This is a genomic window from Cupriavidus ulmosensis, from assembly GCF_977008105.1.
Genome location: NZ_CDRMWP010000001.1, coordinates 1,308,794 through 1,330,022, shown reverse-complemented (window position 1 = coordinate 1,330,022; position 21,229 = coordinate 1,308,794). Strand labels below are relative to the sequence as shown.

Sequence of the window (21,229 nt, the reverse complement as noted above, 5' to 3'; positions counted from 1 at the left end):
TTGCCGGAAGTTCGCGCCCCTCTCCCATGCAATGGGAGAGGGGCGGCCACCAGCAGCAGGCTGACTCCGTCAGCAAGCCGACCCGCCCTCGTGGCGGGTTTTTCTCGCCTCAGAAATCCACCGTCATCGCCACCTTGAACGTGCGCGGCGCGCCCTGCAGCAGGTAGCCGCCGTAGGTCGAAGCCCAGTACGCCTTGTTGGCCACGTTCTCGACCAGCGCGCGCACCGTGTAGCGCTGCTGCGCGGCCTTGAAGGTATAGCGCGCGCCGAGGTCGAAGCGGTTCCAGGACGGAATGCTCACGGCGTTGGCGGCATCGAGGTACTGGCGCCCGGTGTACAGGTAGCGGCCCGTCACGGTGGCGCCGGCCAGCCACGGCAGGTCCCATTCCGCGCCGAGGTTCAGCGTGTAGTTCGGCACGCCGATGGCCTTGTTGCCGTTGTTGGCGCCGTTCTCGGTGTTGGTCAGCTTGGCGTCGATGTAGGCCATGCCGGCCAGCACGCGCACGCCGGGCAGCGGCTCGCCGAAGCCGCTCAGCTCGACGCCGCGGTTGCGCTGCTCGCCGGCCATGCCGAAGGTGTTGCTGGCCGCGTCGGTCACGCCGACCGGCTGCTTGATCTGGTACACCGCCAGCGTGGCGCCGAACTTGCCGCTGTCCCACTTGACGCCGGCCTCGTCCTGCTTGGACTTGATCGGCGCGAACACGTCGTTGCGGTTGATCACCGTGGTCGGCGGCGTGGGCCCCTGCGCCAGGCCTTCGATGTGGTTGGCGTACAGCGAGATGTTGCGCCACGGCTTGACCACCAGGCCGAACGCGGGCGAGGTCGCCGAACGGTTGTAGTCGCTGGTCTGCGGGCCGTCGTAGCTGTAGCCGCGCACGCTGAGGTTCTGCTGGCGCACGCCGAGCGTGAGCAGCACGCGGTCCTGCAGGAACGACAGCGTGTCCGACACCGCCACGCTGCTCAGGTTGGTGCGGCCGGTGGTGCCGGGATCGGTCATGTTGCCGCCGACCAGGATGGTGCCGGGGCGCGGTGCCGAGACGAAGTCGTACAGGTTGGCCGGCACCGACGAGCCGAAGTCGTAGGCGGTGTTCTTCTTGGTCTGCATGCCCGACCACGCCAGGTTGACCTGGTGCTTGACCGGGCCGGTCTCGAAGCGGCCGCGCACGCCGACCTCTTCCGAGGTGGTGTCGGCCTTGTACGGCACGGTCAGGCGCCCGGCGGTGCCGATGCCGTTGCCGTCCACGGTGGGCGTGGAGTAGTTGCCGAACTCGTTGGTGTGGTGTGCGCCCAGGCCCGCGTAGACGGTCCAGGCCGGCGCGATGTCGACCTCGCCGCGCAGCGTGCCGTAGGTATCCTCCAGCATGGAGTTGGCCCACGGCTGGGTGTAGTTGGCGCTGGCCGACGGCACCGTGGGCAAGGTGGTGCCGTTGAGCTGGACGATCGAGCGGCCGCCGTAGATGCTCTGCTTCTGGTAGCCAACGTCGGCCGACAGGCGCACCTTGTCGCCCTGGTAGTCGAGCCCGGCGGTAAACAGGCGCTGCTGCCGGTTCTCGCGGTCGACCGGCGTGTCGCCGCCGCGCGCCAGCGCATTGATGCGCACGCCGAACTGCTTCTGCTCGCCGAAGCGGCGGCCGATGTCGATGTGGCCGCCGACCTGCGCGTCGCTGCCGTAGTCGAGCGTGGCCTGGGTGATGGGCGCGTCGGTGGCGAACTTGGGCACCAGGTTGATGCCGCCGCCGATGCCCGAGCCGCCCGGCGTCACGCCGTTGAGGAACGCGCTCGCGCCGCGGAACACCTCGACCCGCTCCAGCCCCTCCACCGCCACCAGCTGGCGCGGCGCGATGCCGTACAGGCCGTTGTACGAGATGTCGTCGCCGGTGAGCTGGAAGCCGCGCACCACGAACGACTCGGAGTAGTTGCCGAAGCCGTAGCTGCTGCGCACGCCCGGATCGTTGGCCAGCACGTCGGCGATGCTGCGCGCCTGCTGGTTCTGCATCAGCTCGGCGGTGTAGGAGGTCACGCTGAACGGCACGTCCATGATGTCCTGGTTGCCCAGGATGCCGAGCCGGCCGCCGCGCGCCACCTGGCCGCCGGCGTAGGCCGGCGGCGTCTGGTCGGCGGCGGCGGCGGGCGCGCGCACGGTCACTTCCGGCAGGCTCTCGGCGGGCGCCGGGGCCGCCTGCTGCGCCAGCGCGAAGGAAGGCAGGGCGCCGGCCACGGCCAGCGCCGTCACCAGCGGGCGCAGCCGGGCGGCGGCGAGGAAACGGCCGGAATGCGCAAGCCGCATGGCGGCGCGAGCGCGCAGTGCCGCGCAAGGCACATGCGAACCACGTGAAGCTGAAGACAAGGTAAAACTCCCGATGTTCTGTGCGTGCCCGCGAGGGGCACGTTGCTGACCCAAGACAACCTGTGCGTCCATCGCGCGGCAACGACGCGGCGTGGGCGTTCTGGACGGTGTGGGCGGATTATTTCAGAACAACGGGTCAAATGTAAATGATATTGATTTGTATTATCGCTTCATTTCCACACCAATGAGCGCAAGAATTGACCTGCGCGGGCCTGGACGGCGGCTCGGGAAGTGGCTTCGGGGGGAGGCATCGCTGCGGAGCGCTCCGGCGGGAGGCTGGCGTCGGGCCTGCGGCAGAACGCCGCGGCAACGACGGGATTGTTGCAATGCGATAGAGACAGTCTACCGTGTCATCGGGATCGAAAGCCGTTGTTTAATAGACCGATTCAATTGGCGAGCACGCCGATGCCTGCCTAGATTTATGTTCCAGGCAACAAAACGGCAACGGACGAGGTGACTCATGCGGCGTGATGCAAAGACCCGGTCGGAGTTGATGGCCATCCTGAACCAGTTCCTCAACAACAATCCCGAGTGCGGCGAATGCGAACTGCACGCCATGCGCGTGCACCAGCCCGACCACACCGGCTGTAACTGGAGCGCGGAAGTCGACTTCCCGCGCGAATGCGATGACCACCTGCCGACCAAGCTGGCAGCCGCCAAATCGATCATCGTGGTGATGCGCGAGCAGTACAACCTGCTGCAATAGGCCGCGACGGCAGGCTGCGGCGCCTGTGGCAGGCGCAGGAACATCGAGGGTTTTGCCGGACCGGCGGGACTGCTTCACAAGCCGGCCCAAAAAAACGGGGCTCCAATGAGGAGCCCCGTTTTTCATGGCGCGGCCCGCAGCCGCGCGGCGCCGCGTCAGCGCGCCGAGTTGGCCTCGGCCACGGCCACGGCCGTCATGTTGACGATGCGGCGCGCGGTGGCGTGCGGGTTGAGGATGTGCACCGGCTTGGCCGCGCCCAGCAGGACCGGGCCGACCGTGACGCCCTGCCCGCCCGTGATCTTGAGCAGGTTGAAGGCGATGTTGGCCGCGTCCAGCGTCGGCATGACCAGCAGGTTGGCGCTGCCGGCCAGTTGGGTGCCCGGCAGGAAGTGGCGGCGCACGTCCTCGACCAGGGCCGCGTCGCCCTGCATCTCGCCTTCGACCTCCAGGTGCGGCGCGACCTGCGCCAGGATCTCGTGGGCCGCGCGCATCTTGCGCGCCGACGGGCGGTTCGACGAACCGAACATCGAGTGCGACATCAGCGCCACCTTCGGCTGGATGCCGAAGCGCTTGATTTCCTCGGCGGCCAGCTGGGTGATGGCGGCCAGTTCCTCGGCGGTAGGGTCGTCGTTGACGAAGGTGTCGGTGATGAACAGCGTGTACTTTTCCAGCATCAGCGCGTTCATCGCCGCGAACACCTTGGCGCCCGGCGCCAGGCCGATCACGTCGCGCACGTGCTCCAGGTGCGCCTCGAAGCGGCCCACGGTGCCGCACAGCATCGCGTCGGCGTCGCCCATGTGCATCAGCATGGTGCCGATCAGCGTGTTGGAGCGGCGCAGCGCCACCTTGGCCATGTCGGGCGTGACGCCGTCGCGGCCGCGCAGCGCGTGGTAGGCCTCGTGATAGGCGCGGTAGCGCGGATCGTCTTCCGGGTTGACCAGCTCGAAGTCCACGCCCGGCTTCAGGCGCAGGCCGGCCTTCTCGATGCGCATCTGGATCACGTGCGGGCGGCCGATCAGGATCGGGCGCGCCAGGCCTTCGTCGACCACGCCCTGCACCGCGCGCAGCACGCGCTCTTCCTCGCCCTCGGCGTAGACCACGCGCTTGGGCGCGGCCTTGGCGGCGGAGAACACCGGCTTCATGATGAGGCCGGTGTGGTAGACGTACTGCGACAGTTGCTGGCGGTAGGCTTCCAGGTCCTTGATCGGGCGCGTGGCCACGCCGGATTCCTCGGCCGCCTTGGCCACCGCCGGCGCGATCTTCTCGATCAGGCGCTGGTCGAACGGCGTCGGGATGATGTAGTCGGGGCCGAACTTCAGTTCCTGGCCGCCGTAGGCCGCCGCCACCGCGTCGTTGAGCTCGGCCTCGGCCAGCTCGGCGATGGCCTTGACGCAGGCCAGCTTCATCGCTTCCGTGATCTTGGTGGCGCCGCAATCGAGCGCGCCGCGGAAGATGTACGGGAAGCACAGCACGTTGTTGACCTGATTCGGGTAGTCCGAACGGCCGGTGGCGATGATGCAGTCCGGGCGCGCGGCCTTGGCGATCTCCGGGCGGATTTCCGGCTCGGGATTGGCCAGCGCCAGGATGATGGGCTTGTCGGCCATCGTCTTGACCATCTCGGCGGTCAGCACGCCGGCGGTCGAGCAGCCCAGGAACACGTCGGCGCCGTTGACGATGTCGGCCAGCGTGCGGTCGGCGGTTTCCTGCGCGTAGCGCGCCTTGTTGGGCTCCATGCTGGCGTCGCGGCCGACGTAGATCACGCCCTTCGAGTCCACCACCGTGATGTTGGTGCGGGTCACGCCCAGGCTCACCATCGTGTCCAGGCAGGCGATGGCCGCCGCGCCGGCGCCCGAGACCGCCACCTTGACCTTGGCGATGTCCTTGCCCACCACCTTGAGGCCGTTGAGCAGCGCCGCGGTCGAGATGATGGCGGTGCCGTGCTGGTCGTCGTGGAAGACCGGGATGTTCATGCGCTCGCGCAGCTTCTGCTCGATGTAGAAGCACTCGGGCGCCTTGATGTCCTCGAGGTTCACGCCGCCGAGCGTGGGCTCCAGCGCGGCCACGATCTCCACGATCTTGTCCGGGTCGCGCGCGTCGAGCTCGATGTCGAACACGTCGATGCCGGCGAACTTCTTGAACAGGCAGCCCTTGCCTTCCATCACCGGCTTGCCGGCCAGCGGGCCGATGTCGCCCATGCCCAGCACCGCGGTGCCGTTGGTGATCACCGCCACCAGGTTGCCGCGCGAGGTGTATTCGGCGGCCATCGCCGGGTCCTTGGCGATTTCCTCGCAGGCGTAGGCCACGCCCGGCGAGTACGCCAGCGACAGGTCGCGCTGGTTCGACAGCGCCTTGGTCGCCGTTACCTGGATCTTGCCCCTGGTCGGGCTGCGGTGATATTCCAGGGCCGCCAGGCGCAACTGCGCTTCGGGGCTGTTGGGGACATGTTGCGGTGCATCACCGCCGGTCTTGCTGCTCATTGTGCTCGTCCGGGTAGTGGCCCGGCCGGAGTCCGCCGCTCCCGCGCTGCTCTCGGCGTGCTCCGGCCTTTCGGGCCGAAAAATCGAGCCGTCATTCTAGCTCAGGCAGGCGCGGCGCGAAGCCCCCGCCACCGGCGCGGGCAGGGCTTGCGGGCCCCGCGCCGGGCAATTCAGTTTTTACCGCGGCGGGGGCAATGCCCTCGCCTCACTTGTCGCCCGGCTCCAGCGGCAGGGTCACGCGATGGGGCCGGCCGCTCTCGGCCGGGAACTGCGTGAAGGCGCTGCGGATCAGGTAGGGCATGGCCGCCTGCAGCGACGAGCCCTCGCCGCGGTGATACGCGCTGACCTGGTAGACCTTCTTGCCGCTGGCCGCCTCCTTGAAGACCACGCGCAGCATGGACAGCGTCACCGGCACGTCGCGCACGGTCGTGACCGGCGGCCAGTAGCCCGGGCCGCCCCAGCCCCACGGGCGGTAGTACGGTCCCCAGTAGGGGCCCCAGTACGGGCCGCCGTACCACGGGTCGGAATAGGTGGTCTCCTGCACGCGCATCAGGCGCTGGTTGCTGTCGTACTCCATGCTGACCAGGTAGCGCGCCTGCGGCCGCGCCACCTGCTCGAAGCCGACGCCGGACAGCGTCTGCGCCAGCCACTGCTCGTAGGTCTGCTCCTCGAGCTGGGCGTCCTGGCCCGGCGCGCGGTCGAAGGCGTAGGTGCGCGGCGGGTCGTTCTGCCAGTTGCCCTGGCGGAAGGCGGTCACTTCCGTGGTGACGGTGCTGGCGCAGCCGGACAGCAGCGCCGCGCCCAGCAGCGCCGCGCCGGCCATCGCCCTGGCGCGCCGCGCGCCCCCACCCGCCAGCCGCGCCCATGCGCCGGCCACTCCTTGTCTTGTCATGATGCCCCTCGCAAGATTGTTCTTCCGTACTTGGCATGTCCGGCCGGGGCGCGCTTGGCTACAATGGGTTCTTCAGCGCCATGCCGGCGCGGCCGCCGGGCCTTTCGCCCGCCGCGCCGGTTTCCCCGCATGGCGCCCATGCCGCCCATGCCGCTCATGTGGCCTTCAGAGGACAGGATTCTTTCATGCTGCGCACCGACACGCCCGTTACCGTCCACCGCAAAGACTATACTCCGCCGGCCTTCGCTTTTGAGCACGTCGACCTCGTGCTCGAACTCGACCCGGCGCGCACGGTGGTGACCAACACGCTCCGCTTCCGGCGCCAGGCGCCCGGCCCGCTGGTGCTGGCCGGCGAAGAACTCGAGCTGGTCAGCGTCAGCCTCGACGGCCGCCCGCTCGGCGATGCCCGCCAGGAGGCCGGCACCCTCACCTTGCCCGAGCTGCCGGCGCACGGCACGCTGGAGATCGTCACCGCCTGCCAGCCGGCCGCCAACACCTCGCTGTCCGGCCTCTACGTCTCCAACGGCAATTTCTTCACCCAGTGCGAGGCCGAGGGCTTTCGCAAGATCACCTACTACCTCGACCGCCCGGACGTGATGTCCGTCTTCCGCGTGACGCTGCGCGCCGAGCGCGCGGCCTACCCGGTGCTGCTGTCCAACGGCAACCTGGTCGGCGAGCGCGAGCTGCCCGGCGGGCGGCACGAAGCGGTGTGGGAAGACCCGTTCAAGAAGCCGTCCTACCTGTTCGCGCTGGTGGCCGGCAAGCTCGAGCGCATCGAGGAACGCATCACCGCGGCCTCCGGCAAGGAAAAGCTGCTGCAGGTCTGGGTGGAGCCGCAGGACCTGCCCAAGACGCGCCACGCGATGGACTCGCTGATCCATTCGATCCGCTGGGACGAGCGGCGCTTCGGCCTGGAGCTCGACCTCGACCGCTTCATGATCGTCGCCGTGGGCGACTTCAACATGGGCGCGATGGAGAACAAGGGCCTCAACATCTTCAACACCAAGTACGTGCTGGCCAACGCGCAGACCGCCACCGACGCCGACTTCGGCAACATCGAGTCGGTGGTCGGCCACGAGTACTTCCACAACTGGACCGGCAACCGCGTGACCTGCCGCGACTGGTTCCAGCTCTCGCTCAAGGAAGGCCTGACCGTGTTCCGCGACCAGGAATTCTCGGCCGACATGATGGGCTCCGAGTCGGGCCGCGCGGTCAAGCGCATCGAGGACGTGCGCGTGCTGCGCCAGGTGCAGTTCCCCGAGGACGCCGGCCCGATGGCGCACCCGGTGCGCCCGGACAGCTACGAGGAGATCAACAACTTCTACACCGTCACGGTCTACGAGAAAGGCGCCGAGGTGGTGCGCATGTACCAGACCCTGCTGGGCCGCGCGGGCTTCCGCAAGGGCATGGACCTGTACTTCCAGCGCCACGACGGCCAGGCCGTGACCTGCGACGACTTCCGCGCCGCGATGGCCGACGCCAACGGGCGCGACCTGAGCCAGTTCGGCCGCTGGTACAGCCAGGCCGGCACGCCGGTGGTGAGCGTGCGCACCGCCTGGAACGGCGATGAAGGCAGCCTCACGCTCACGCTCGCGCAGCACTGCCCCAAGGTCGGCATCGAGACGCGCCCCGGCACGCCGGACAAGCTGCCGTTCCACATCCCGTTCGCGCTGGGCCTCATCGACGCCGGCGGCCGCGACCTGCCGCTGCAGCTCGAAGGCGAGAGCCGGCCCGGCGCCACCACGCGCGTGCTCGACTTCACCGAGGCCGAGCAAAGCTTCCGCTTCGTCAACCTGCCGCGCGGCGAGGCGCCGCCGCTGCCGTCGCTGCTGCGCGATTTCTCCGCGCCGGTGATCGTCGACGCCGACTACAGCGAAGCCCAGCTCACCTTCCTGCTGGCCCACGACAGCGACCCGTTCAACCGCTGGGAAGCCGGCCAGCGCCTGGCCACGCGCGCCCTGCTGCAACTGGTGTCGGACGCGCAGGCCGCACGCGAGCTCAGGCTCGACCCGGCGCTGGTGGCGGCGCTGCGCACCGTGCTCAACGACGGGCAGCTCAGCCCCGCCTTCCGCGAGCAGGCGCTCACGCTGCCGGCCGAAGGCTACCTGGCCGAGCGCATGGGCGTGGCCGACCCGGCCGCCATCCACCGCGCGCGCCAGTTCATGCGCGAAGCGCTGGCGCGCCAGCTCCAGGCCGACTGGCTGGCCGCCTACCACGCCAACGCCACGCCCGGCGAGTACAGCCCCGACGCCGTCTCCGCCGGCAAGCGCGCGCTGCGCAACCTGGCGCTGGGCTACCTCGCCGACAGCGGCGACGCCGGCATGCAGGCGCTGGCCGAGGCGCAGTACCACGCGGCCGACAACATGACCGACCGCTTCGCCGCGCTGGCCGCGCTGGTCAACAGCTTCGCCCCGGGGCGCGAAGCCGCGCTGGCCGATTTCTACCAGCGCTTCGAGCACGACGCGCTGGTGATCGACAAATGGTTCTCGCTGCAAGGCATGCAGCGCGGCACGGTGGAGCCGCGCGACACCGGCCACGCCGGCAAGCACACCATCGACACCGTGCGCGCGCTGATGACGCACCCGGCCTTCAACCTGCGCAACCCCAACCGCGCGCGCTCGCTGATCTTCAGCTTCTGCGCCGCCAACCCGGCCCAGTTCCACGCTGCGGACGGCTCCGGCTACGCGTTCTGGGCCGAGCAGGTGCTGGCGCTCGACGCCATCAACCCGCAGGTCGCCTCGCGCCTGGCGCGCGTGATGGACCGCTGGCAGAAATACGCGCTGCCGCTGCGCGAGCGCATGCGCGCCGCGCTGGAACAGGTGGCCGCCGCCCGCGACCTGTCGCGCGACGTGCGCGAGATCGTGGGCAAGGCGCTGGCGCCGTAAATGTCGTAGGCAAGCGCCGCAAGCGCCGCCCCGGCGGGCCGTCCGCGCGCGGGCGGCCCGCGCCGATCCCCCCGCGCGGGCGGCCTGCGCGCCATGCGCCCCATGTAGAATTGCGCCCATTCAAGGAGAAATCGCATGAGTCGCATCAGCCTCACCCGCTACCTGGTCGAGGAGCAGCGCAAACACAACACGATCCAGCCCGAGCTGCGGCTGCTGATCGAGGTCGTGGCGCGCGCCTGCAAGGCCATTTCCAACTCCGTCAGCAAGGGCGCCCTGGCCGGCATCCTCGGCTCGGCCGGCACCGGCAACGTGCAGGGCGAGACCCAGCAGAAGCTGGACGTGATCGCCAACGAAGTCCTGCTCGACGCCAACGAATGGGGCGGCCACCTCGCCGCGATGGCCTCGGAGGAGATGGACAGCTTCTACGAGATCCCCAACCGCTATCCCAAGGGCGAATACCTGCTGATGTTCGACCCGCTCGACGGCTCGTCCAACATCGACGTCAACGTCTCGATCGGCACCATCTTCTCCGTGCTGCACATGCCCAAGCCGGGCCAGACCGTGACCGACGCCGACTTCCTGCAGCCCGGCACCCACCAGGTCGCCGCCGGCTACGCCGTGTACGGCCCGCAGACCACGCTGGTGCTGACCGTCGGCAACGGCGTGCACATGTTCACGCTGGACCGCGAAGCGGGCAGCTTCGTGCTCACCCAGTCGGACGTGACGATTCCCGAGGACACCAGGGAATTCGCCATCAACATGTCCAACATGCGCCACTGGGCCCCGCCCGTGCGCCGCTACATCGACGAATGCCTGGCCGGCGACGAAGGCCCGCGCGGCAAGAACTTCAACATGCGCTGGATCGCCTCGATGGTGGCCGACGTGCACCGCATCCTCACGCGCGGCGGCATCTTCATGTACCCGTGGGACAAGCGCGAGCCGGAAAAACCCGGCAAGCTGCGCCTGATGTACGAAGCCAACCCGATGGCCATGCTGGTCGAGCAGGCCGGCGGCGCCGCCACCAACGGCCAGCAGCGCATCCTGGAGATCCAGCCGGAAAAGCTGCACCAGCGCGTGTCGGTGATCCTCGGCTCGAAGAACGAGGTGGAGCGCGTCACGCGCTACCACCAGGAAGAGCAGGCCGCCGGCTGACAGTCGCGGCTGGCCACGAAAAAGGGACGTCCGCGGACGTCCCTTTTTTCCGCCGCCGGCCGTGCCGCAACGTGCTCGCGAAGGCGCGAATTTTTTGCGGCAGGGACTTCCCATCCCCAGAAAACGTTGCTATTATTGCGGGCTTCATCCAGTAGTTGTTTCACGGATGGTGAGGCCGAAGTAGCTCAGTCGGTAGAGCAGCTCATTCGTAATGAGAAGGTCGGGGGTTCGATTCCTCTCTTCGGCACCACAAGAATTCTTGCCGCCACCCCGGCGGCATGCGGAAAACCCGGACAGCCCACGGCTCTCCGGGTTTTTTGTTGCCCGCCGGAAAGACCTCCTGCGCATGGCGCCGCCTCGCCCTCCTCCCCGGCCGCGCGCGCTACCGCCGCGAAGAAATGACCACCGTGCCGTCCTGCTTGCGCGACACGGCCACCGGGGCGACCACGGGCAGCATGTCGAGCAGGTGGTCCGGGTCGGCGCTGGAGAAGCCGCCGGTGATCTGGACCTTGCCGGCGCGCGCGTCGGCCAGCACGATGGGCGCGGCGCGGTAGCGCTGGAGTTCGCTGACGACATCGGTCAGCGCGGTGCCGTTGAAGTCGAGGCGCCGGTCCTTCCAGCTCACCAGCGTATCGAACGATTTCGGGTCGAGGCTGGTGAGCACCGAGCCGTCGACCCGCACCGCCTCGCTCGGCCCCAGTTCGGCCGGCGCGGCGGCGCCGGCCGCGCTGACCTCGACGCGCCCTTCCAGCACCGCCACGCTGACGCCGCCGGCCAGCCTGCGCACGCTGAAGCGCGTGCCGATGTCGCGGATGTCGATCGCGTCCGCGAACACGTGGAACGGGCGCCACTGGCTGTGCCTGACCGAGAACAGCGCCTCGCCGCGCTCCAGCGTCCATTCGCGCGAGCGCAGGCGGTTGACGAAGCGGCCGGCGGTGTTGGTGTTCAGCAGCACCGCGCTGCCGTCGTCGAGGTCGATGGTGCGCTGCTGCCCGATCGCGGACGAGGCTTCCTGCCGGGACAGCACGGGGTTGACCGTCCACAGCACCGAGGCCGCGAGGCCGGCGGCCAGCAGGTACGTGGCGGGCGAGCGGTGCCAGCGCAGCGCGCGCGCCGGCGCGAGCCGCGGCGCGGGGGTGGGCTCGACGTGCCGGGCATAGCGGACCTTGAGGTCGGACAGGTTCCGGTCCAGCGAGCGGTCGGCCGCTTCGAGCTGGCGCACGTAGGCCTGGCGCTCGCCGCTCTGGCGGGTCCAGTCATCCAGAGCGGCCCTGGCCGATGCGCTCTGCGCCGTGTCGCCGAACTGGGCGGACACGAGGAGGCTTTCGGCATAGTCCTGCTCGGACGGAGTTAACGGCATGTCGGCATGTCTGGACGACTGGCGTGAAGGAAACGAAGCCGCTCGTTATGATTGCGTCGCGCCACGGCAGGCCCGCATCGCCTGGATCAGGTACTTGTGCACGACGGCGGCACTGATGCCCATTTCGGCGGCGGCTTCGTCATAGGATAGGCCATGAAGTTTACACAGGACGAACGCTTCGCGGCAACGGGGCGGCAGTCCGTCCAGCACTTCGCACAGTTTCCGCAGTGTCTGCTGACTCACGGCTTCCTGCTCCGGGCCTACTTCGACGTGGCCATACCGGTCGAAGTCGTCGTCGCCCTCCTCGCTGGATGCATGAAACGATTCCCACAGTACACGTGAACGCCGCCGCACATGATCGATCCGCAACCCCTGCGCGATGCGGAACAGCAGGCCGCGCGGAGACGCCACCTGATGCGTCTGCCCGTAGACCAGCGCGCGCTCGAACGAGGATTGCGCCACGTCGCGGGCATCGTCCACGTTGAGCTCGCGCGACAGGATGCGCACCAGTTCCTGATAGCCGTTCACCAGTTCATCGACGAAATTCATGGTCACGCGGCTCCAGGCGCGCGCGGCGGCATTCCCGCGCGGACGATGTCGCCGGGACCGCCGCGGCAATCCATCGCGGCCGGCGCCGGGCGGCGACCGGCGCTCATCGGGACGGGGATGCAAGCGCGCCAGGCGCGAGCGCGCTGGCACCGGCTGCGGGGGCCGACTTCTTCATGGTTTTTCTCTCCCTTTTCTTCGTTCCGGTCCGGCATGCATGGCGGCACCGGGCTCCCGGTTTCTTCATTGCAACTGCCGTGCCAGCGTGCCGCCGCAGCGGCGCCGCGCGACGCGCATGCGCAATGAAATGCGCGGCGAAGCGGCCTTTCTTGCCCGCGGTTGCGCCCGGCTGCGCAGTCACGGGCACGTCAGGCCAGGTTGCCGCGCGATCGCGGTTTTCGCGGCGGTGCGCGATGCGCGAGGACGGGCTCGCGCCGGCGGCGCGCCCCGCGTTTTCGCGCGCTTCGGCTGCACCGGCATGCAGCAGCGCGCGGCCGTTCGGCGGCCATCCACACCAAGGCGGTGCAGCGCGGGAACCATCGTGAAACCGGCCCCGCTCCGGCGGCTGGCAGGCCGCGAAACTCGCCGCGATGACGTCGAAAAAAAATGCGGAGCGCGCATGCGGAACGTGGCATGACGGCGTGCCTTCGCCCGCGAAGGCGGCGGCATCGGGACAGGCCTGCGTGGGGACTCGGGACGGTTGCCGCGCGTCGGCGGCGATGTGCGGCGCCTGTGCCCGGCATCGTGCGCGCGCCGGACACAGGCATGGGAGCGGCCGGCAGGCCGCGGCTTACTTGCCGGCGATCGTCATCTGCTCGATCAGCACCGAGCCGGATTCGTTGGTCCCGCGCACGATCGCATCGGCGCCGACCGCGACGATGTTGCGGAACATGTCCTGCAGCGTGCTGGCCACCGTGATCCCCTCGACCGGATACTGGATCGCGCCGTTCTCGACCCAGAACCCGGCCGCGCCATGCGAATAGTCGCCGGTCACGTAGTTGATGCCGTTGCCCATCAGCTCCGTCAGCAGCAGGCCCGTGCCCATCGTCTTGAGCATCGCGCCGAAATCGTCGCCGCCGCGGGTGCGGGCGCTGCGCAGCGCGAGGTTGTGCGGGCCGCTGGCGTTGCCGGTGCTGCGCATGCCGAGCCGGCGCGCCGAATAGGTCGACAGGAAATAGCCCTCCACCACGCCGTCCTTCACGAGGCTGCGCGCATGCGTGCGCACGCCCTCGGCGTCGAACGGCGCGCTGCCCAGCGCGCGCGGCAGGTGCGCGTCCTCGGCGATCTGCACGTGCGGCGCGAACACCGGCTTGCCGAGGCTGTCGGCGAGAAACGACGACCTGCGGTACAGCATGCCGCCGCTGGCGGCGTGGGCGAACACGCCGAGCAGGTCCGCCGCCAGCGCGGCCTCGAACAGCACCGGCACCTTGCAGGTGTCGAGGCGGCGCGCGCCCATGCGCGCCAGCGCCCGCTGGGCGGCGCGGCGGCCGACCGACTCCGGCGACGCGAGATCGTCCGCGCTGCGCTGCACGGTGTACCAGTTGCCGCGCTGCATGTCGGCGCCGCTGCCCGCGATCGGCGCGCACGCGATGTAGTGCTGCGAATGCGGATAGCCGCCGGCGAAGCCCTGCGAGGTCGCGCGCACGAACTGCCAGTGGCGGGCCGACACGCTCGCGCCGTCCGAGTTGCGCACCTGCGCGCCGGCGGCGAACGCCGCCGCTTCCGCGCGGCGGGCGACTGCCACCGCGTCGTCGGCGGAAAGCGGCCACGGGTGGTACAGGTCGAGGTCGCGCGGCGCGGTCTCGAGCAGGTCGGGGTCGGCCAGGCTTGCCGCGTCGTCGTCGGCCGTGAAGCGCGCGATGTTGCACGCGGCCGCGACGGTATCCCTGAGCGCCGCTGGCGAGAAGTCCGAGGTGCTGGCGGCGCCGCGCCGCTTGCCGATGAAGACGGTGACGCCGGCGGTCTTGTCGCGGCTGCGCTTGACGGTCTCGACATCCCCGCGGCGCACCGACACCGACAGGCCGTCGCCTTCGGAAATCTCGGTGGCCGCGTCGGTCGCGCCGAGCGCCCTGGCGTGGCGGAGAATGTCCGCCGCCATGTCTTTCAGTTGGTCCTGCGTGTGCGCGAAATGCCGCGCCCGCGTATCGGAAGTAACAGCCATTGTCATGTATCCGTCGATGCTTCAGTTGGTTCCGCCGACCGTCATCCGGTCGATCCGCAAGGTCGGCTGGCCGAGCCCCACCGGCACGCTCTGCCCCATCTTCCCGCAGTTGCCGACGCCCGCGTCGAGCGCCATGTCGTTGCCGATCATGCTGACGTACTTGAGCGATTCCGGCCCGCTGCCGATCAGCGTGGCGCCCTTCACCGGGTGCGTGATCCTGCCGTCTTCGATCAGGTAGGCCTCGGAGGCGGAGAACACGAAATTGCCGTTCGTGATGTCGACCTCGCCGCCGCCGAACTTGCATGCGTACAGGCCATGCTTCACGGATTCGACGATCTCGCGCGGGTCCTTGTCGCCGTTGCGCATGTAGGTGTTGGTCATGCGCGGCATCGGCAGCGCCGAGTACGACTCGCGGCGCGCGTTGCCCGTCACCGGCATGCCGTTCAGGCGCGCGCTCAGGGTGTCCTGGATGTACCCCGTCAGGATGCCGTCCTCGATCAGCGTCGTGCACTGGGTCGGGTTGCCTTCGTCGTCGATGTTGAGCGAGCCGCGATGGCCCGGCAGCGTGCCGTCGTCGACCACCGTGACGCCCCGGGCCGCGACCTGCTCGCCGAGCCTGCCGGCGAACACCGACGAGCCCTTGCGGATGAAGTCGCCCTCCAGGCCGTGGCCGATCGCTTCGTGCAGCAGCACGCCGGGCAGGCCCGGCCCGAGCACCACGGTCATCACGCCCGCCGGCGCGGCGCGCGCCTCCAGGTTGACCAGCGCGGTGTCCACCGCCTCGCCGACGTAGCGCGCCAGCACCGCGTCGGTGAAGCCGCCGTAGTCCGTGCGGCCGCCACCGCCGCCCGCGCCCTCTCCGCGCCGGCCGTTCTGCTCGGCGATCACCGTGACCGAGAGCCGCACGAGCGGGCGGACGTCGGCGCCGAGCACGCCGTCGCTGCGCGCCACCAGCACCACGTCGTAGGTGCCGGTCAGGCTGGCCATCACCTGCCTGACGCGCGGGTCGCGCGCGCGGGCCATCCGCTCGACGCGCTCGAGCAGCTTCACCTTCGCGGTGGCGTCGAGCGATGCCAGCGGATCGGCGGGCCGGTACAGGTCGCGGCCCGCCGCGCGCCGGAGCGCCGGCGCCGCCGCGATCTTCCGGCTGCCGCCGCCGGCGCGGGTGATCGCCCTGGTGGTGGCGGCGGCCTCGCGAATCGCTTCCGGCGAGAGGTCGTCGGAGTAGGCGAACGCGGTGCGCTCGCCCACCACCGCGCGCACGCCGACGCCCTGGTCGATGCTGAAGCTGCCCGACTTGACGATGCCGTCCTCGAGGCTCCACGCCTCGCTGCGGGTGGACTGGAAATAGAGGTCGGCGTAATCGACCTGGTGCGTGAAAATGTCGGCGAGCGTCCCGGTGAGCAGGGTTTCGTCGTGGCCGTATGGCGCCAGCAGGATGTCCTGCGCGAGCGCGAGGTGGCGGATGCCGGGTTCGGGGATATGCATGGTGAACAGGTGGTGTTGGCTGGCATGGCGAGGCGCCGCGGCATGGCTCGCGCGGCGGTCCGTCGCCGGTCTTCGGTGCCTCGCTGGCAGCCGGTCGGTCTTCAGTCGGCGGCGGCCATCACGGGCGCCGCCGCGCACAGCGCCTTGAAGCGGGCGCCGACGAGATTGGCCAGGCGGCTGCCATTGGCCTGCTGCACCGCCTCCCATGCCTCCAGGCGCGCCTGCAGCGCCGGATGGGTCTTGCGCACGGTCGGCCGCACCTGCTCGCGCAGCGCCTGCCTGCGCGCTTCCCATCGCGCCAGCGCTTCGGCGTCGCCATCGGCGGGGCGCTCGCCGAGCGTGGACGACAGCCCCTTCCACGTTGCCTCGTAGACGGACTGCATCTGCTTCTGGTCCTCGCCGCCCCAGCAGCCGAGGCGCGCCATCTCGGCGGTCAGGGCGCGGCTGTACGACGCGAAGAACAGCGCGGAGATGTCGCACTCCGCCAGCGCCATCGTCGTGCGCTCGAAGTTGACCAGGAACCCCTGCTCGGGCGACCAGTCGGGCAGCTCGCCGCCGGCATCGGGATCGAACGGCGGCGGCGCGAGCGCGACCACGTCGCGCAGCAGCACCGACCATTCCTGCTCCGTGGCCGGCTCGCCGTCCAGTTCGCGCCGGTGGAACGCGGCCAGCCGCTCGCACAGCGCGCGCGCGGCCTCGGTCGGCGCGTTGCGCGCGCTGCCGATGCTGGGGTCGTGCAGCAGCCAGTCCGCCAGCACGAGCGAGACGCGGGCCAGGTCGATGCCGACCGGGATGCCTTCCACGAAATCGACCACCCAGTCGTGGGCCGGCGCGCCGTCTTCCGGCTCCCGGACGACCCACCACAGCCCGTTGAGCAGGCTGCCCAGCGTGTGCGGGCCGCCGGTGGTGCCGGCGAACGCGCCGGCGCGCGTCGCCGCGCTGTCGGCGGGAAGGTTGTCGGTGTCGAACACCGCCGCCCGCAGGCGCCGCAGATAGTCCGCCTTGAGCGCGGGATCGCCGCCGAAGCTCGGCACGGCCGCAGCCGCCGGCGCCGCGGCTGCGGGCACGGCCTTCGTGAGGTCGTCGAACAGCACCTTGAGGCCGGCCTGCGAATGCGCGACGTGCGGCATGCGCAGTTCGCCCTGCCCGAACAGCATCAGCCTCGGGATGCTGCGGATGCCGAACCGCCTGGCGGTTTCGGGGTTTTCGTCGATGTTCAGCTTGACGATCCGGATGCTGCCGGCGTACTGGCCGGCAAGGCGCTCCAGCATGGGGTTGAGCGCCTTGCAGGGAGCGCACCAGGGCGCCCAGAAATCGAGCAGCACGGGAGGCTCCGACTGCAGGACATCCTGCTCGAAGGTCGCGTCGGTGGTATTGAGGATCAAAGCACTCATGATCAATGGCTTCCTTTGGTTCGGAGAAACGCCGGATGGCCGCCGGACAGACGCCGGACGGACATCAGACGGACAGCATGGAAACGGCGGAACCGGTCCGCGCGGCGGGTCCCTGCGCGGACTGGCTGTCCTGCACATGCAGCACGTGCGTGTGGAACGCGCCGAGCGTCGCGTGGTGCGAAATGCTGAACAGCGCCGTGTCCGGCAAGCGCTGCACGAGCAGGTTGTAGAGATGGCGTTCGGTATCCGGGTCGAGCGCGCTGGTCGACTCGTCCATCAGCAGGTAGTCGGGCCGCTGCAGCAGCGCGCGCGCGATCGCCAGGCGCTGCTGCTCGCCCGGCGACAGCCGGTGGCCCCAGGGCGCGGATTCTTCCAGTTGGCCGCAGTACTGCCCGAGCTGGCACTCGACCAGCACCTGGCGGCACACGGCGTTGGGGAAGGCATCCTCGGCCGAGGGATAGCACAGCGCCGCCTTGAGCGTGCCGGCCGGCAGGTAGTTCTTCTGCGACAGGAACAGGATCTTCGCGCCGCCGGGCATCGTGACGGTGCCGCCGCCGTAGGGCCAGATGCCGGCCAGCGCGCGCATCAGCGTGCTCTTGCCCGCGCCGGACGGCCCGCGCACCAGCCAGCGCTCGCCGGGCGCCAGTTCGAACGAAAGATCGCGGGCGAGGATGCGCCCCCCGGGCGTGGCCAGCGTCAGGCCGGCGGCGCCCAGCCGCTGCCCGGCCGTGGCCGCGTGCGCGATGGCCGGTCGGCGCGGCGCGTCGTCCGCCGCGCCGGTGGCCCGCTCGAGTCCGTCCAGGCGCGAGACGATGACGCGGAAGTTCTGCAGGCTCTGGTAGTTCGCGATGAACCAGGAGAGCGTGATCACCAGCGTGGTGAACGCGGAGCCCATCATGCTCATGTCGCCGAGCGTGATCGCGTGCGACAGGTAGCGCGGCAGCACGATGAACGTCGGCACGAACACGGAGATGTGCAGCAGCACGACGTTGAGCGGGGTGAAGCGCACGTCGAAGCGGACGATCTGCCATGCGTTGCGCCACACGGCGTCGAAGCCGCGGCGCAGCCGCTGGCTTTCGGTCCGCGAGCCGCGATACAGCGCGATCTGCTCGGCGTGCTCCCGCACGCCCGTCATCATGAAGCGGAAATCGGCCTCGGCCCGCTCCTTGGCGAAATTGAGCCGCATCATCGGCTTGCCGACCAGGTGGACCAGGCACGAGGTGCCCAGCGCGTACAGCACCGCGGCCCAGAACAGATAGCCCGGCACCACGACCGCGTGGCCGAAGAGAACGAAGTCGATCGGTCCCGATTTCCGCCACAGGATCTCCGAGAAGCTCGCCAGGCTCACCAGCGCCGCGATGAAGCCGATGGTCAGCGTGTAGCCGAGCGAGACGAACTGGGCCACATCCTGGGTGATGCGCTGGTCGGGGTTGTCGACCAACTGGTCGCGCTCGATGCGGTAGAACGCGCCGCGCGCGAGCCACTTGTCGATCATGTGTTCGGTCATCCATCTGCGCCCGCCGATCTCCAGCGTCGAGCGCAGCAGGATGTCGAGCGAGGCGAGCACCGCGATCGCGGCCATGATGGCGGCGAGCTGGCGGGCGATGGGGCCCATGCCGGCCACGTCGTAGCGCTGCACCGCGTCCATGAACACGCCGTGCCACGCGTTGAACGCCACCATCACGTGGTTGGTGACGAGGGTCAGGCCGATCGCCAGGGCCAGCAGCGCGACGGCCTTCCACCGCAGCGGCGTGCCCAGGACCGGAGACGCCAGGCGCCAGGCAGCGCGCAGGGTACCGCCGGGCGGAACGACCGGCGCCGCCGCCGCGCGGGGCGCCGCGCCGGATTCGCGAAAAAAGGACTTCACGGATGGACTCTCGGCTGGGTTAGGACTTCGGCGTCGTCACGAAATTGATGTTCGTGAGCCCGGCGCGCTGCGCGGCCGCGAGCACGCCGGCGACCGCCTCGTAGGGTGTCGCGCGGTCGGCGTAAAGCTGGAGCGCCGGCTGCGGCTGCTGCCCGGCCGCCACCGCCAGCCTGGCGGCCAGCGCGCCTTCGTCGACCGGCCGGGCGTTCCACGCGACGGCGCCGCCCGCGTCGACCGAGACCTCGACGCGCTCGGGCTGGTTGTCGGCGGGCGTGCTGCTCGCGCGCGGCAGCTCGAGCTTGACCGCGTGCGTGATGGCCGGCAGCGTGACCATGAAGACGATCAGCAGCACCAGCATCACGTCGATCAGCGGCGTCATGTTGATCTCGGTGACGACGTCGTCGTGCTCTTCGAACGAGGGCGCCATGTCAGATCCCCTGCTGGATCATGATCGACAGCGCGGGCCGCGAGGACGGCGCGATGTTCGTCCCCTTGCTGGCCCGGCCGCGCTCGCCCCGCACGAAGAACGAATGGAGCTCGTGGCGGAAGCGGTGCAGCTTGTGCGCCACGCCGCGGTTGTTGCGCGCGATGGTGTTGTAGCCGAGCACGGCCGGGATCGCCACGAACAGGCCGAAGGCGGTCATCACCAGCGATTCGCCGACCGGACCGGCCACCTGCGACAGGCTCGACTGGCCCGCCGCGCTGATCGCCATCAGCGCGTGGTAGATGCCCCATACCGTGCCGAACAGCCCGATGAACGGCGCGGTGCTGCCGATCGAGGCCAGCACGCCCAGGCCGCTCGCCAGGCGGGCGAGATGTTCGTCGAGCGCGATGCCCAGGCAGCGGTGCAGCCATTCGTCGGGCGCCATCATCTCTTCCGAGTGCGGGCCGCGATAGGCCTCCTGCGCCGCCTCCACCAGGTCCAGGTGAGGGTTGCCCGGACCCGCGCGCCCCAGCGAGGCCTGCGCTTCGGCGAGCGACCCCGCCAGCCAGAAATCCCGCTCGGCGGCGGTGGCGCGCCGCTTGAGGCGGACGAGCTCCATGCCTTTGTAGAAGATGACGCCCCATGACAGCATCGACATGAGGATGAGCAGCAGCATGATGGCGCGCGCGACGGCGTCGCCCTGCTGCCAGACCGCGTTCAGTCCGTATTGCATAGCGAGGTTCTCCTTGGAATCCGGTGGAGTCAGTTGGTGAGGTTGAAGGCCAGCGTCTGCACCGCGCGCACGCTGGCGGGCAAGCCGTTCTCGAGGTACGGATCGCAGCGGCCGGCGCGCAGGGTCTGCACCGCGGCGGCGTCGAGCTCGGCGAAGCCGCTGCTGGTGTCGACCTCGACCTGGGCGGCCCTGCCGGTGACGTCGATCGTCACGCGCAGGATCACCGTGCCTTCGTGGCGCAGCCGCCGGGCCACCGCCGGATAGGCGGGCTGGGCGAAATGGCACACGATGCGGGCGACGTCCCTGACCGCATTGGCCCCGGGCAGGTTGAGCTCGCGGTTGAGCGCCGCGGGCGCGGTCGGCGCCGCCGCCTGCGCCGTTGGCGATGCCGTCGGCGTGACCGCTTCGGGCGGCGCGGGCGGCGTGGCCGGCGCGGTTTCCGCCGGCACGCTGCGCGCCGCCTGCGAGCGCGCCGAGGCCAGCACCGGCGCGTGCCGCGGCACGGCCTGGCGCGGCGGCGCGGGCCGGGCCGCCGGTGCCGGTTTTTCCGGCGCGGGCGCTGGTGCCGGAGCGGGCGCCGACACCAGCGTGACGCGCACCCCCGCGCCGGAGACCGGGCGGCCGGCGGCCGCGAGCGAGGCGGGCGGCGCGTATCGCGCGATGCCGAACAGCGCCAGCCCGTGCAGCAGCAGCGTGAACGCCACGCCGCCGAGCCGGCGCGCATGCGCGGATGGCCGCGGCTTTCCATCGGGCGCCGGGCGGGCCCGCCACGGCGGCGAGGGCACGAAGATCTCCAT

General features: G+C 70.0%; 15 protein-coding genes and 1 tRNA gene. 4 read left to right on the top strand and 12 right to left on the bottom strand.

Annotated features, from left to right (window positions below; genetic code table 11):
* Positions 1–109 precede the first annotated feature (109 nt).
* Positions 110–2,287: a TonB-dependent receptor gene (locus ACWTPI_RS06090; protein WP_454731198.1), complete on the bottom strand. Its 2,178-nt coding sequence runs from the start codon at positions 2,285–2,287 to the stop codon at positions 110–112.
* Between the two features lie 520 nt (positions 2,288–2,807).
* Here ACWTPI_RS06090 and ACWTPI_RS06085 point away from each other — a divergent pair.
* Entirely contained in the window at positions 2,808–3,053 is a 246-nt protein-coding gene (locus ACWTPI_RS06085; RefSeq protein WP_029043610.1) for a hypothetical protein, read from the top strand.
* Between the two features lie 155 nt (positions 3,054–3,208).
* On the opposite strand, the gene ACWTPI_RS06080 is transcribed toward ACWTPI_RS06085, so the two are convergent.
* Complete coding sequence (locus tag ACWTPI_RS06080) at positions 3,209–5,530, bottom strand: NADP-dependent malic enzyme (protein WP_029043609.1); 2,322 nt, start codon at positions 5,528–5,530, stop codon at positions 3,209–3,211.
* 205 nt (positions 5,531–5,735) lie between these two features.
* On the bottom strand, positions 5,736–6,353 hold the full coding sequence (locus tag ACWTPI_RS06075) for a DUF4136 domain-containing protein (protein ID WP_454732450.1): 618 nt from the start codon (positions 6,351–6,353) through the stop codon (positions 5,736–5,738).
* Between the two features lie 254 nt (positions 6,354–6,607).
* Here ACWTPI_RS06075 and pepN point away from each other — a divergent pair, with 254 nt between their 5' ends.
* The 3 genes from pepN to ACWTPI_RS06060 all read left to right on the top strand — a co-directional run bounded on the left by pepN (position 6,608) and on the right by ACWTPI_RS06060 (position 10,709).
* Positions 6,608–9,307 (top strand): aminopeptidase N, encoded by a 2,700-nt coding sequence (gene pepN / locus ACWTPI_RS06070; protein ID WP_454731197.1) that lies wholly within the window; start codon positions 6,608–6,610, stop codon positions 9,305–9,307.
* A gap of 135 nt (positions 9,308–9,442) precedes the next feature.
* The gene (locus tag ACWTPI_RS06065; RefSeq protein WP_020203002.1) at positions 9,443–10,459 is read left to right on the top strand and encodes a class 1 fructose-bisphosphatase; all 1,017 of its coding nucleotides are present in this window, start codon (positions 9,443–9,445) and stop codon (positions 10,457–10,459) included.
* A 174-nt stretch (positions 10,460–10,633) separates the two neighbouring features.
* Positions 10,634–10,709, top strand: a tRNA-Thr gene (locus ACWTPI_RS06060).
* 132 nt (positions 10,710–10,841) lie between these two features.
* Here the strand turns inward: ACWTPI_RS06060 and ACWTPI_RS06055 are convergent.
* The 9 genes from ACWTPI_RS06055 to ACWTPI_RS06015 all read right to left on the bottom strand — a co-directional run bounded on the left by ACWTPI_RS06055 (position 10,842) and on the right by ACWTPI_RS06015 (position 21,229).
* Positions 10,842–11,819, bottom strand: a complete 978-nt coding sequence (locus tag ACWTPI_RS06055) for a FecR family protein (RefSeq protein WP_020203001.1) — start codon at positions 11,817–11,819, stop codon at positions 10,842–10,844.
* Between the two features lie 45 nt (positions 11,820–11,864).
* Positions 11,865–12,368: an RNA polymerase sigma factor gene (locus tag ACWTPI_RS06050; protein ID WP_020203000.1), complete on the bottom strand. Its 504-nt coding sequence runs from the start codon at positions 12,366–12,368 to the stop codon at positions 11,865–11,867.
* 787 nt (positions 12,369–13,155) lie between these two features.
* Positions 13,156–14,526 carry a metalloprotease PmbA gene (gene pmbA, locus ACWTPI_RS06045; RefSeq protein WP_029043608.1) on the bottom strand — a complete coding sequence of 457 codons (1,371 nt, stop codon included), beginning with the start codon at positions 14,524–14,526 and terminating at the stop codon, positions 13,156–13,158.
* 21 nt (positions 14,527–14,547) lie between these two features.
* Positions 14,548–16,014 carry a metalloprotease TldD gene (tldD, locus tag ACWTPI_RS06040; RefSeq protein WP_059413016.1) on the bottom strand — a complete coding sequence of 489 codons (1,467 nt, stop codon included), beginning with the start codon at positions 16,012–16,014 and terminating at the stop codon, positions 14,548–14,550.
* Positions 16,015–16,115: 101 nt separating this feature from the next.
* On the bottom strand, positions 16,116–17,408 hold the full coding sequence (locus tag ACWTPI_RS06035; protein WP_454731196.1) for a thioredoxin family protein: 1,293 nt from the start codon (positions 17,406–17,408) through the stop codon (positions 16,116–16,118).
* A gap of 64 nt (positions 17,409–17,472) precedes the next feature.
* Positions 17,473–19,275 (bottom strand): ABC transporter ATP-binding protein/permease, encoded by a 1,803-nt coding sequence (locus ACWTPI_RS06030; protein WP_454731195.1) that lies wholly within the window; start codon positions 19,273–19,275, stop codon positions 17,473–17,475.
* A 19-nt stretch (positions 19,276–19,294) separates the two neighbouring features.
* On the bottom strand, positions 19,295–19,702 hold the full coding sequence (locus ACWTPI_RS06025; protein WP_020202995.1) for an ExbD/TolR family protein: 408 nt from the start codon (positions 19,700–19,702) through the stop codon (positions 19,295–19,297).
* A gap of 1 nt (position 19,703) precedes the next feature.
* Entirely contained in the window at positions 19,704–20,432 is a 729-nt protein-coding gene (locus ACWTPI_RS06020) for a MotA/TolQ/ExbB proton channel family protein (protein WP_020202994.1), read from the bottom strand.
* A gap of 29 nt (positions 20,433–20,461) precedes the next feature.
* Positions 20,462–21,229: an energy transducer TonB gene (locus ACWTPI_RS06015; protein ID WP_059413019.1), complete on the bottom strand. Its 768-nt coding sequence runs from the start codon at positions 21,227–21,229 to the stop codon at positions 20,462–20,464.